Origin of the sequence: Hoeflea phototrophica DFL-43, from assembly GCF_000154705.2 — a bacterium.
In the GTDB taxonomy this organism is placed as follows: Bacteria; Pseudomonadota; Alphaproteobacteria; order Rhizobiales; family Rhizobiaceae; genus Hoeflea; species Hoeflea phototrophica.
Genome location: NZ_CM002917.1, coordinates 2,034,417 through 2,046,347, shown reverse-complemented (window position 1 = coordinate 2,046,347; position 11,931 = coordinate 2,034,417). Strand labels below are relative to the sequence as shown.

The following is an 11,931-nucleotide window of genomic DNA, read 5'->3' as shown; positions in this document are numbered from 1 at the left end:
GTTGTGCACCCGGCAGTGGATCGACGTCTCCTCAAACGTCGGCGACACTGCACAGCTGAATGGCTCCGCTTATCCTTTCTGCAAGTTGCTTCAATCCTTGACCCAGCTCCGCGCGATACTGAGTATCGAACCGCCGGATCGGACCAACGGCGCCAACGCTGAATGTGGCACCGATGTTGCCGATGGTGATGGGAGCTGCCACGCTGGCCACGCCTACCTCAATCTCCTGATCGCATTCAGCGAAACCGCGCTCGACAATGCTGGAGAACTCCGCCCGCAGCGTCTCAGGGCTTGTCTTGGTCTGCTCGGTGTATTGCTTGAGCGCTCCACTCAGGATCGCCTCGCGGAATTCCGGCTCGGCAAAGGCCGCGATCGCCTTGGAACACGAGCACGCGTGCATCGGGCGGGCGCCGAGGCCGGGATAGATGTAAGCCTGGGTCGGGTCGTCCGGAACTTCGACATGGATGATTTCGACCTGCCCGCTTCGAAACCGTGACAGAAACACTGTTTCGCGGAATTCAATCGCCGCCGACTTGAGCAGCGGCGCGGATGCCCGGCGCACATCGACATCGGACTTGCCGAGCAGGGCTATCCGGATCAAGCGCTCACCGATGACGAAGCGTGAGGTGCCTTCGTGATCGTCAATAAGCCGATGTTCCTGAAGGGTCTGGAACAAACGGTAACAGGTCGGTTTGGGCAAGCCGGTTGCCTTCTGCATCTCGGCAGCCGAAACTGGCCGTCCGGCGACGGCTATCATTTCCAAAATTGCAACAAGTCGTTCAAGATGCATGTTGACGGCACCGTACCACAGGATGATACTTAGTCTCAAGTTATGAGATTCCAAAGCTCAGTTTCAAGCTAGCACACGATGAGGAGGCAGCAGATGCGGACAAGAGCAGCAGTCGCGCTGGAAGCGGGAAAACCACTTGAAATCATTGAAGTCGACCTTGACGGCCCTCGCGCCGGTGAGGTTTTGGTGGAAATCAAGGCGACCGGCGTTTGCCACACTGACGAATTCACGCTTTCGGGCGCAGACCCGGAAGGAATCTTTCCCGCCATTCTGGGCCATGAGGGCGCTGGCGTCGTTGTCGATGTCGGCCCCGGGGTCACCTCGCTGAAAAAGGGCGATCACGTCATTCCGCTCTACACACCCGAATGCCGGGAATGCGAGTACTGCCTCAATCCCAAGACCAACCTGTGTCAGTCGATCCGCTCGACACAGGGTCAGGGCCTGATGCCTGACGGAACCTCGCGCTTCTCGCTCGATGGCGTCCCGATCTTCCACTATATGGGCACTTCGACATTCTCCAATTACACGGTTCTGCCGGAAATTGCGCTCGCCAAGATCAACCCGGACGCACCGTTCGACAAGGTCTGCTACATCGGCTGTGGTGTCACCACCGGCATTGGTGCGGTGATCAACACTGCAAAGGTCGAAATCGGCTCGAAGGCCATCGTCTTTGGTCTCGGCGGCATCGGCCTCAACGTGCTGCAGGGGCTGCGGCTTGCCGGCGCTGACATGATCGTGGGCGTCGACCTCAATCCAAGCAAGGTCGAGATGGCGACCCGTTTCGGGATGACCCATTTCGTCAATCCGTCCGAAGTTGAAGGCGATCTGGTGCCCTATCTGGTCGACCTGACCAAGGGCGGCGCCGATTACACCTTTGATGCCACCGGCAATGTCGGCGTGATGCGCACCGCACTCGAATGTGCCCACAAGGGCTGGGGCGAGAGTATCATCATCGGCGTGGCACCTGCAGGTGCCGAGATCTCGACCCGTCCGTTCCAGCTGGTCACCGGCCGGTCCTGGCGCGGCACCGCCTTTGGCGGAGCACGTGGGCGCACCGACGTGCCCAAGATTGTCGACTGGTATATGGAAGGCAAGATCGAGATCGACCCGATGATCACCCACACGATGGGACTTGAAGGCATCAACGAGGCCTTTGACCTGATGCACAGGGGCGAAAGCATCCGCAGCGTGGTGGTCTACTAACGCTTGCAGCACCAGACCCGGGCGGTGGCGCATGCACAATCGTGCCAGGCGTCACCGCCCTTTGTTTTTGAGATTGACTTCCGGCAGGTTGCTTGAGAACTGATCCGAGACAGCCACCGCCTCACAACCAGCGAAACTGGACGAACCCATGAAAATCATTTCCGAAGCCAAGGCCCATGGCGGACGTCAGGGAGTGTACACCACCCAATCGGAAGCCTGCGGCTGTGACATGACCTTCGCGGTGTTCAGCCCGCCTTTGGCCAAGGAGCATCTTTGTCCAGTGGTCTGGTACCTTTCCGGGCTCACCTGCACCCATGCCAATGTGATGGACAAGGGCGAGTACCGCCGTATGGCCTCCGAACTCGGATTGATCATTGTCTGTCCTGATGTGAGCCCGCGCGGCGATCACATTCCCGATGAGCCTGACAACTGGCAGTTCGGCAAGGGCGCGGGATTCTACCTCGATGCGACCGAAACCCCTTTCGCCGCTCACTATAAGATGGAAACCCATATCCTCAGCGAACTCCCTGCCCTCATCGCCAGCCACTTCGCTGCCGATCTGGACCGCCAGGGCGTCATGGGCCATTCGATGGGTGGGCATGGAGCGCTGACGTTTGCACTCAAACATCCTGACCGGTTCAAAAGCTGTTCCGCGTTTGCACCGATCGCCCAGCCATCGACTGCGGACTGGTCCCGGCCGGCGCTGGAAAAGTACCTCGGCGCTGACCCCGCGCTCTGGCGCCGCCACGACGCCACGCTGCTGATCGAGGATGGCGCGCGGTTTGACGAATTTCTTGTCGACCAGGGGGCGGCTGACGGCTTTCTGGAAGATGGCCTGAGACCCTGGCTTCTCACCGAGGCCTGTGAGAAGGCTGGCATTTCGCTGACCTTGAGAATGCAGGAAGGCTACGACCATTCCTACAATTTCATTTCCAGCTTCATGGAAGATCATCTCTCCTGGCATTCCAAACGCCTTGGCGGACCAGCGGCCTGACGGCAACTGCACGCAGAATTGCGAAAACAGAAAACCGGGCTGATTGCCCGGTTTTTTCGTACATGCCGAAAGCTCAGCGTCTGTCCGGATCGCTGCAATCATTGTCCATAGTGATGATGCAAGGCTCATCGCCATTGATGGTGGCCGGGGCCGGGCTAGCAGAAGCGACCGGTTCTGCCGGTACTTCAACGTCAGCCTCAGGGGTTCCAACCGGCTCTATTGCAGGCGGCGCGACGGGGACCGGAGCTGCGGCATCATCACCCGGGGCTGGGGGTGTGACCGACAGCAGCGGATTTGAGATGTCGAATGCTGGCGTAGCGTTCTCTTCAGGCTCGAGAACGATGCTGGTCGGCGTTACCGAGCCATTGAGCAACGGATCCGAGCGCAGCTCATCCTCGCTGAAACTGCCATCCGGCGACAACAGATCATCGCGAAACTCGGGACGCACAAGATCGCGCTTGGCGCCACTCACAGGATAGGGTGGATAGCCAGACAGACCAAGCAGATTGCGGATATCGCTCACCAGACGGGCAACCAGGATCGAATCGGCAAGACTGTTGTTCTGGCCTGAGGCGGAAGCCCGGAGAACTCTGGTTCTGACATCTAACCCGCTCTCATTGTCGTTGAGCAGCACTTCGACTTCAGCCTCGCGCCCCGCTCTTACAAACGCCAGGAACGGATCGGCTGAAGTACTGCGGTCGCTGACGATGACCCTGAGCGTAGACGCACGACCAACATCACGCGCCGCACGCCCCAATGTCTGTTCCAGACGGTCCTGCAGTTGCGCGGCAAAGCCAACATCCGCGCTGCTTATGGCCGTCACCCGCACTGACGTCACATCAACGGGGTATTGCGGCTCGAGGGGCTTTGGCCGACCGGCACAGGCCGCAAGCGTGAGGGTCAGTATCATCACAGCAAACAGCTGCAAGAACCGGGATGGATGAAGGACTGGAAATGACACGCGAACGCTCCGGGGGCAAAATCTGGTACCGGAAAAATCGCAGTTTATGGTTAGTGTCTGGTTAACACTGAAGGCATTCCGGTTTCTCAGCCCACTATCGCGAATTGCATCCGCAACCTGGTCGCTCAGATGCACAGCAGTGACCGGAACGGATAAAGCAGGCCTAGGTCCAATGTGCGGAGAGGATCAAGGCCGCAGCCTCGAACTCTAGAAGCCGCTTGGCCTTGCGTGCGGCAGCCTCATGATCTTCACCCCACTGGGAAATGTTGAAATCCTCGTCGACATGGGCGGCAAGCCAGATCTCGTCTGCTTCGGCATGCCCCTCTGCGAGAGCGAGCGCCAGCACCAGTGAGCCGGTAAGCGTTGTGATGGTGTGCAGCGCGGTCAATTGCAAATCCGAAGCATGGCGGCGCATCAAGGTCGCCAGCGCGCGGATCGATTCAGCGGGTTGCTCGACATGCATGATGCCTTCAGCCAAAACCAGCCGCGCGCCCTGCTGCGCCGCCCAGTCGAGATAGGGGTCCCAATGTTCGGCTTCGCGGGCGATCAGCGTATCCGGGCCTTCGGCCCGGTAGCACAGCATGTCCGTACCACCGTAACGCAGGATTTCCTCAAACACCGCCTCACGCGCCGTGGACACCCCGTCGATGGCGGTATTGACCATGCGGGTCAGCGGCATCACGGCAGGATCGATATGCTCCTTCTGCGCACTCCATTCTGCCGCAACCGCTTCAGCAAGCGCTTCGAACGGAACCTCAAGCTCGCGTCGCGATGGGGTCCGCACAGGCTTGCCGTCAAGTGCGACGACGAAGCCGCCCCCAGTGCCTGGCTTGACTCCGGCTTCCGTGAAAAAGCGCTTGGGCAATTGCTTGCGAAGCCCTTTTTGCACCTGCTGAACCGGATCGGACATCTTGTCCTCACCCAAATCAAGCTCGCTGAGTATATCACGCATGAGCGCGTCTCCCTGGAAATTCAATTTCGTGCAAGAGCCAAGTCCTTCGATTGAGACGACACCAGCCGGTCAGATGAGGCCGGCAATTTCATCAGCACGATGGACGATGTGGTCCGCACCGGCGGCAACAAGCGCGTCCACCGGGGCATAACCCCAGGACACGCCAATGCCGCGCGCGCCTGCACTCGCCGCCATCTGCATATCATAAATCGCGTCGCCAATGACAACGGTGCGCTCCGCATCAATCCCGGCCTCGGCGCAGCATTCGAGCACCATCGCCGGATGCGGTTTGGATGGACAATCATCTGCGGTGCGGGTGGTGAAGAACGATGGTGTCATTTTGTGATGTTCTAGAATGGCGTTGAGGCCACGCCTTGACTTGCCGGTCACAACGCCAAGGATCACATCGTCGCGCGCTGAAAGCTCTGCGATCAACGCGCTGATGCCGTCATAGGCAGGTTCCAGGACCCCACCGTTTTCCCGGTGAAGCATGAAATGCTCCTTGTAACGTGCTGTCATCGCAGCGATTTCATCGTCAACGGCACGCGCCAGCATCTGTGCTATCGCAATATCGAGCGTCAACCCAATGATCGACTTTGTGTGCGCCAGTGCCGGCAGCTCAAAGCCGAAATCCTCGAATGTCCGCTCCATGCAGGCGTGGATGACATTGGCGCTGTCGACCAGCGTGCCATCGCAATCAAACAGGACCAATTTCATTCCACGCCCTCGCCGCCCGTCGCTTCATCAAAGCCGAGCAGGTTCCAGGACTGGACCATGTGCGGCGGCAAAGGGGCCGTTACCGAGAGGCGTCCGCCATCAGGATGCGGCACCGAAATATGCCTTGCCAGCAGATGCAGACGCTTTTGCATGCCGCCCGGAAATTCCCGGTTCTTGTCGTGATCGTAATATTTGGGATCACCCAGGATCGGGTGGCCCAGATGCAGGCAGTGGACACGCAGCTGATGGGTGCGGCCGGTGTAAGGCTCGAGCTCGAGCCAGCACAGGTTCTGAGCCGCCTTCTCGATGATCCGGTAATAGGAAACCGCGTGATCGGCGCCGGGCTCTCCATGCTTGGCAACCCGCATCCGGTCGCCATCGTCGGTGGCTTCCTTGACCAGCCAGGTGGAAATCTTGCCTTCCCGGTCGCGCGGCACACCGGTAACCAGCGCCCAGTAGGTCTTCTTGGTGGTGCGCTCGCGAAAGGCGGCCGTCAGTGCCTGGGCCGCACCACGGGTGCGCGCAACCACCAGAACGCCGGCGGTGTCGCGGTCAAGACGGTGGACTAGGCGGGGCTTTTCACCCTTCTTGTTGCGCCAGGCCTCAAGCATGTCATCCACATTGCGGGTGACGCCGGAGCCGCCCTGGACGGCAAGACCCGCGGGCTTGTTGAACACCAGCACCTTGGAATCCTCATGCAGCAGCATCTGGCTGAGCACATCGCCATCATCGCGGTTGCGGATTGTCTTGGCGGTCAGGGGGGCCGAGCCCTTCTCGTCGACGCCCATCGGCGGGATACGGACGGTCTGGCCGGGCTGCAGCCTGGCGTCAGACTTCACCCGGCCACCATCCACCCGGATCTGGCCGGAGCGCAGGAGTTTCTGAAGCTGCCCGAAGCCAAGCCCCGGGAAATGGGTCTTGAACCAGCGGTCGAGCCGCATGCCGGTTTCATCAGGATCAACCTGTTTGAGCTGTACGCCCGCCATATTGATGGTCTCTTGGTTCTGGCCTGACCGGCGCCGTGGTTTTCAAGCCCATGACACCGCTCCGGCGTGTTCTGGTCCCCTAAAAGGGCGTTGCCTAGAGCTGGCGCGCCAGCCAGAGGCCGGCAAACAATGCGAGGATCGACACTGCAACGCTGGCAATCACATAGCCAGCAGCCGCCGTCAACGCGCCGCGTTCGTAAAGCGTCACCGCATCCAGTGAAAACGCCGAAAAAGTGGTGAAGCCGCCCAGAAAACCGGTTGCCAGCAGCAATCGAAGATCGAGATCTCCGGCCGAACGCCGCGCCAGCCAGGCGATCAGGAGACCCATGGCGAAGGAGCCGAGGATGTTGACGAACATGGTGCCCCACGGAAAGCTCGCGCCAGCCAACCGGCTGACCGCAAGGCCCGCAGCATGACGGCTGATTGCGCCTAGCCCGCCGCCGAGAAAGACAAGAATGAAAGCGTTCATACCCGCTGCTTAGCGGAAATTTCGCCGGCAATAAAGCAGCGCGGCCGGAACTTCGTTCATAGGCGGCTTTGCCGGCTCAGATCGCCGAAGGTTCGGCGTCCTCGGTGCGGACCACGAGATCCGAAAAATCGGCGACAAAGCGGTCCAGCGCATCCCAATCGGTCAGTTCATGATCCCGGCTGGTGTCAACCGGCCCGCCCTCCTTGGCGGAGATATGGCGCAGCATCATGCGCTTGAAGAAATCATATTCGAGATATTTCAGTGCGCCGGCAGCGTGGTGGACAAATTGAGGCCGGTAGCCGGTCTTTTTCTCGAGTCCAAGCGGGTAGGCTCTGGCATGCTCACGCTCTTCCTCGCTTTCGCTGGCAATGGCGAGCGAAACGGACACAAATGCGTTGGGAACCGAATTCAGTGCATCTTTCCAGTCCGTTGCGAAGTGAATCACCGGATCGGGATAGCGGCCAATGTGGATCGGCGCGCACAGGACAATCCCATCGAACCTGCCCGGAACCGCAAAGCCCGGCTCGCGCAAGTCGCCGAGAACCACCATGTGCCCGCGTGTTTCAAGGTCTGCCGCGACATGTTCGGCAATCTTGCGGCTGTGCCCTTCCACAGTGGCGTAGAGAACGAGAATGGCCATGTTGCTACTGCCTCCTTCAAGATGGCTTTGGAGGCATTATGATATTTGGCAATACGGGTTTGCATTGATGGCGATCAAGGCGACAGAGCAGCTGGTCATCGCAATGGCGCTGTTTGCCTAAAACCCGTTTGGGGCTTAGTTCAGGGCAGTCCGCACACGCGCCAGAAGCTGGGGACCTGTCATTTCGGGCGATGCTCCGGCGGCAAAGGCCTGTTCCACCATGTCCGAGATGAACCGGTTGACCGGTGCCTGGAGCCCTTGGGTTTCGGCAAGCCTGCAGACCGCACCGTTGAGGAAGGCCGTCTCGGGCACCCTGCCCGCCTTGAGATCATCCCAGGAGGAGGAACGCGCGGTGGCATCCATTCTGAGTTGTTGACGGGCGATAATGCGGAACAGCCAGGTCGGCAGCCTCAGGACTTTCGGGATCAATCGAGGACTTGTTCTGGTGGCGCCGGCCGGTTCGATCCCGGCCGCATCAAGCGCTGCCAGCAACTCATCCATCGCCATCGCAAGGACTTGCCGGTAGCCAGGATCCGTAAATTGCTGGCGCAAGGGCACGCCGCTCACCACATTCAGCCCATTGTTGAGATTGAGCATCAGCTTGCCCCAGAGCACGGCATTGATATCATCACGGATCTCGATGGCGAGTGGCGAGCCCTGCACGGCCTCCACAAGGCGTTGCGATGCGGCGCCTGGGCCAATCAGCACTCTTCCCGTCATGGCGCAGTGCACGGCATTTGGGGACATCCTGACCACATTGAACGGCACCGTGCCCGCGACAATCTCGTGGCCGGGAAGGCTGGATGAGAGCAAATCGATATTGCCGACACCGTTTTGCAGGCTGATCACCGTCACAGGTTTGGAAAGCACACCCTCAAGCTCCCGTGCAGCATCTTCAGTGTCGCCGGATTTGGTGCAGAACAGAATGACATCGCAACCGGCAAGCTCGGACACGCCCCCTGCCCGGTAGCGTTCCGGCTTCAGTTCGGCCTTGAAGCCGCCGATCCGGGTGACGGCAAGCCCGCGCGACAGCGCGTCCAGCGTCCGGCCTCGGGCCGCAAATGTGACGCGGGCACCGGCGGTGGCCAGCATGCCGCCGACATAGAGCCCGATGGCGCCCGCGCCCATGATGCCGATACGAGGCATGCCGTTGTTGCCGCCTGCCAAGCTCATACCCATTTCCCAGCCAGCATCAGCGCTTTGCCGCCCGTTCCTTGCGCAGCCTGGACCAGAACTCCAGCCGCTTGCGGATATCGCGCTCAAAGCCACGCTCGGGCGGGTCGTAGAATGTCTTGCGGCCCATCGCTTCAGGGAAATAGTCTTGGCCTGAAAATGCGTCAGGCTGATCGTGATCGTAAAGATAGCCGTCGCTGTAGCCTTCGGACTTCATCAGCTTGGTCGGCGCATTGAGAATCTGCTTGGGCGGCAACAATGAGCCGTTTTCCTTGGCTGCACGCATTGCGGCCTTGTAGGCAGTGTAAACCCCATTGGATTTGGGGGCTGTGGCGAGATAGACGCAGGCCTGGGCCAGCGCCAGTTCGCCTTCGGGTGAACCCAGAAAATCATAGGCATCCTTGGCCGCATTGGCGACCACCAGCGCTTGCGGATCGGCATTGCCGATGTCCTCGGACGCCATGCGCACCAGCCGCCGTCCCAGAAACAGCGGATCCTCACCGGCATCGAACATCCGGGCGAGGTAATAGAGCGCCGCATCGGGATCGGAGCCGCGCACTGCCTTGTGCAGGGCCGAGATCAGATTGTAGTGGCCGTCCTGACCCTTGTCATAGACCGGCGCGCGGCGCTGAACCACCTCGACCAGGGCCGCGGTGTCAAAGCTCTCTCCCTCGCGGGCCGCGCGCCAGACCTCTTCAGCCAAGGTCAGCACCGCCCGGCCATCGCCATCGGCCATGCGCAGCAGACTTGCGCGGGCTTCCGGTTCCAGCGGCAGCGGCTTGCCAGTGTCGGCTTCCGCCCGGACAAGCAGGCTTTCAAGGCTCTCCTCATCATGGGACCTGAAGGTCAGCACCCGGGCACGAGACAACAGCGCCGCATTGAGTTCAAAGGACGGGTTCTCGGTGGTCGCGCCCACAAGCACGATGGTTCCGTCTTCCATCACCGGCAGGAAGCTGTCCTGCTGCGCCCGGTTGAAGCGATGGATCTCATCGACGAACAGCAAGGTCTGGCGACCGCCCATGCGGCGCGCTCGTGCGGTTTCGAACACCTTCTTGAGATCGGCGACACCGGAGAAGATCGCCGAGATCTGATCAAAGGCCAGATCGGTCTCGCCGGCAAGAAGCCGCGCAACGGTTGTCTTGCCGGTGCCGGGCGGCCCCCAGAAGATCATCGATCCGAGGCTGCCAGAGGCAATCATCCGGGTGATGGCGCCATCAGGACCGGTCAGATGAGGCTGGCCGGTCACTTCCGCCAGGGTTGCCGGACGCAGCCGGTCGGCAAGTGGCCGGTTGGCCTGTGTTTCGGCGGAACCGGCAAACAGATCAGACATGGGGTTCACCTGATCATCTGGCGGATGCGCCGGCCGTCTCGGATGATTTCGAAACGCCAGAAGCTCGCGCCTTCATCGAGGATGCCAGCGAGAATATCGACATCGGGGATCGCCACACTATTGATGTCTGAAATCACATCACCGGGCCGGAACCCATAACGGCCTGCCAGAGACTGACGCGGAACCTCGGTTATGATCACCCCCCGCAGTGACACAGGAAGCCTGAGCTGATCGGCTATGCGCGGCGTGATGTTGGACACGACGGCACCGGCAAACGGATTACGGCCGTCAAGCGTGCGGCGGTCGCGCGGGTCGTCGGCAGGCGGGGCCACGAGCTTGACCGTCACGGTCTTGCGGCCATCCCTGCTTAGCACGGTAAAGTCAGCACTTGCGCCTACGCCAGCGGTTGCCAGACGGTATCCGAGCGCATCTGGATGTTCGATCGGCTGTCCGTTGAAGCCGATGATGATATCACCCGCCCGCAGGCCGGAATCGGCGGACGGGCCATTCTCTGCAACATCTGTAACCAGCGCGCCGGTGGCGCGCTTGAGCCCCAGAGCTTCTGCAATGTCTGCAGTCACGCTGGCGAAGGTCGCGCCGATATAGGGCCGCTCAAACACCTCACCGCCGGATTCTGCGGTTTGCGCAACCGCGCGCACCAGATTGGCGGGGATGGCAAATCCGATACCGTTGGAGCCGCCGGAGCGTGTGAAGATCGCAGTGTTGATACCGATCAACCGCCCGTTCATGTCGATCAGCGCCCCACCGGAATTGCCCGGATTGATCGCCGCATCGGTCTGGATGAAAAAGCCGAAATCGGAAACCCCGACCCGGTTGCGTGCCAGCGCCGAGACAATGCCACTGGTCACAGTCTGGCCGACGCCGAAGGGGTTGCCGATCGCAAGCACGATGTCGCCCACCTCGATGGCGTCCGTGTCGCCAAACTCGATCACCGGAAACGGCCCCGCCCCGTCGATTGCCAGGATGGCCAGATCGAAGCGTTCATCCTTGAGCAGCAGCCGGCTTTCAAATTCGCGGCCATCGGCCAGGGCCACGCGAATGTCGTCCGCCCCTTCGATGACATGGTTGTTGGTGACCACAATGCCGCGCGCCTCGACGATGACGCCGGAGCCCAGCGAGGACTGGCGCTCGGTGCGATTGGGCATGCGCTGTCCGAAGAATTGTTCGAAGAACGGATCCCCGGCAAAAGGCGATGCGCGGCGCTGGACCATCCGGTCGGCATAGACATTGACCACTGCCGGCGCGGTCGCTTTGACCAGCGGCGAAAACGACATCATCATCTGGTTTCGCGAACCCGGCGGCGTTCGAGAAACCGCATCGGTTTGCGGGGTCTTCACATCATCGGTTGAGCCACGCAGCACGTCCTTGAAGATCTGCCCCAAGGCATCGCTGATTGCGTCCTCTGTGGCCTGCTGCGCATGGACCGGAAATGCAGCTGCCAACATCAGCACCAAAGCCAGCAAGTGGAAAAGGAGTGCAAAACGGCGGCGCGCGCGGTCTTGAAGCATGAGGGAATTCCTTGAGTCTGTTGTGTGAGTATGGCCCGAGAGGGGCTACAAAGTCATCATGAGTTTGACCGCTTGATGGCACCGAACTGGATTCAGCCGACACCTCATACCGCCGTTCACGGCCACTACACGATAAGTTGGCCGGACCGGGGCTTTTCAGGGAAGGCTCGTCATGGTTTTTTCGACT

Annotated in this window: 12 protein-coding genes; 2 read left to right on the top strand and 10 right to left on the bottom strand. The window is 60.5% G+C overall.

Going from position 1 to position 11,931, the window contains the following annotated elements; genetic code table 11:
- Positions 1-31: 31 nt before the first annotated feature.
- Positions 32-829, bottom strand: a complete 798-nt coding sequence (locus HPDFL43_RS09735; RefSeq protein WP_210165633.1) for an IclR family transcriptional regulator — start codon at positions 827-829, stop codon at positions 32-34.
- A gap of 54 nt (positions 830-883) precedes the next feature.
- Between HPDFL43_RS09735 and HPDFL43_RS09730 the strand changes: the two genes are divergently transcribed.
- The gene (locus tag HPDFL43_RS09730; protein ID WP_007197150.1) at positions 884-1,993 is read left to right on the top strand and encodes an S-(hydroxymethyl)glutathione dehydrogenase/class III alcohol dehydrogenase; all 1,110 of its coding nucleotides are present in this window, start codon (positions 884-886) and stop codon (positions 1,991-1,993) included.
- Between the two features lie 148 nt (positions 1,994-2,141).
- Complete coding sequence (gene fghA / locus HPDFL43_RS09725) at positions 2,142-2,987, top strand: S-formylglutathione hydrolase (protein WP_007197149.1); 846 nt, start codon at positions 2,142-2,144, stop codon at positions 2,985-2,987.
- Between the two features lie 73 nt (positions 2,988-3,060).
- On the opposite strand, the gene HPDFL43_RS09720 is transcribed toward fghA, so the two are convergent.
- The 9 genes from HPDFL43_RS09720 to HPDFL43_RS09680 all read right to left on the bottom strand — a co-directional run bounded on the left by HPDFL43_RS09720 (position 3,061) and on the right by HPDFL43_RS09680 (position 11,744).
- Positions 3,061-3,897 carry a hypothetical protein gene (locus HPDFL43_RS09720; RefSeq protein WP_156970243.1) on the bottom strand — a complete coding sequence of 279 codons (837 nt, stop codon included), beginning with the start codon at positions 3,895-3,897 and terminating at the stop codon, positions 3,061-3,063.
- A gap of 214 nt (positions 3,898-4,111) precedes the next feature.
- Positions 4,112-4,900 carry an ATP12 family chaperone protein gene (locus HPDFL43_RS09715; protein ID WP_007197147.1) on the bottom strand — a complete coding sequence of 263 codons (789 nt, stop codon included), beginning with the start codon at positions 4,898-4,900 and terminating at the stop codon, positions 4,112-4,114.
- Positions 4,901-4,969: 69 nt separating this feature from the next.
- Positions 4,970-5,617, bottom strand: coding sequence for an HAD-IA family hydrolase (locus HPDFL43_RS09710; protein ID WP_007197146.1), 648 nt, complete (start codon positions 5,615-5,617; stop codon positions 4,970-4,972).
- The gene (locus tag HPDFL43_RS09705; RefSeq protein WP_007197145.1) at positions 5,614-6,603 is read right to left on the bottom strand and encodes an RluA family pseudouridine synthase; all 990 of its coding nucleotides are present in this window, start codon (positions 6,601-6,603) and stop codon (positions 5,614-5,616) included. The genes HPDFL43_RS09710 and HPDFL43_RS09705 overlap by 4 nt, the downstream gene beginning before the upstream one ends.
- Before the next feature lie 94 nt (positions 6,604-6,697).
- On the bottom strand, positions 6,698-7,072 hold the full coding sequence (gene crcB, locus HPDFL43_RS09700) for a fluoride efflux transporter CrcB (RefSeq protein ID WP_007197144.1): 375 nt from the start codon (positions 7,070-7,072) through the stop codon (positions 6,698-6,700).
- A gap of 76 nt (positions 7,073-7,148) precedes the next feature.
- Complete coding sequence (locus tag HPDFL43_RS09695) at positions 7,149-7,712, bottom strand: flavodoxin domain-containing protein (protein WP_007197143.1); 564 nt, start codon at positions 7,710-7,712, stop codon at positions 7,149-7,151.
- A gap of 135 nt (positions 7,713-7,847) precedes the next feature.
- On the bottom strand, positions 7,848-8,885 hold the full coding sequence (locus HPDFL43_RS09690) for a 2-dehydropantoate 2-reductase (RefSeq protein WP_007197142.1): 1,038 nt from the start codon (positions 8,883-8,885) through the stop codon (positions 7,848-7,850).
- A gap of 19 nt (positions 8,886-8,904) precedes the next feature.
- Positions 8,905-10,215, bottom strand: a complete 1,311-nt coding sequence (locus tag HPDFL43_RS09685) for a replication-associated recombination protein A (RefSeq protein WP_007197141.1) — start codon at positions 10,213-10,215, stop codon at positions 8,905-8,907.
- A gap of 5 nt (positions 10,216-10,220) precedes the next feature.
- Complete coding sequence (locus HPDFL43_RS09680; protein ID WP_007197140.1) at positions 10,221-11,744, bottom strand: DegQ family serine endoprotease; 1,524 nt, start codon at positions 11,742-11,744, stop codon at positions 10,221-10,223.
- Positions 11,745-11,931: the final 187 nt, after the last annotated feature.

Coding starts and splice junctions, on each gene's coding strand:
- crcB (WP_007197144.1), bottom strand. CDS start 7,072: ATGAACGCTTTCATTCTTGTCTTTCTCGGCGGCGGGCTAGGCGCAATC.
- HPDFL43_RS09730 (WP_007197150.1), top strand. CDS start 884: ATGCGGACAAGAGCAGCAGTCGCGCTGGAAGCGGGAAAACCACTTGAA.
- HPDFL43_RS09690 (WP_007197142.1), bottom strand. CDS start 8,885: ATGAGCTTGGCAGGCGGCAACAACGGCATGCCTCGTATCGGCATCATG.
- HPDFL43_RS09685 (WP_007197141.1), bottom strand. CDS start 10,215: ATGTCTGATCTGTTTGCCGGTTCCGCCGAAACACAGGCCAACCGGCCA.
- HPDFL43_RS09710 (WP_007197146.1), bottom strand. CDS start 5,617: ATGAAATTGGTCCTGTTTGATTGCGATGGCACGCTGGTCGACAGCGCC.
- HPDFL43_RS09705 (WP_007197145.1), bottom strand. CDS start 6,603: ATGGCGGGCGTACAGCTCAAACAGGTTGATCCTGATGAAACCGGCATG.
- fghA (WP_007197149.1), top strand. CDS start 2,142: ATGAAAATCATTTCCGAAGCCAAGGCCCATGGCGGACGTCAGGGAGTG.
- HPDFL43_RS09720 (WP_156970243.1), bottom strand. CDS start 3,897: ATGATACTGACCCTCACGCTTGCGGCCTGTGCCGGTCGGCCAAAGCCC.
- HPDFL43_RS09695 (WP_007197143.1), bottom strand. CDS start 7,712: ATGGCCATTCTCGTTCTCTACGCCACTGTGGAAGGGCACAGCCGCAAG.
- HPDFL43_RS09680 (WP_007197140.1), bottom strand. CDS start 11,744: ATGCTTCAAGACCGCGCGCGCCGCCGTTTTGCACTCCTTTTCCACTTG.
- HPDFL43_RS09715 (WP_007197147.1), bottom strand. CDS start 4,900: ATGCGTGATATACTCAGCGAGCTTGATTTGGGTGAGGACAAGATGTCC.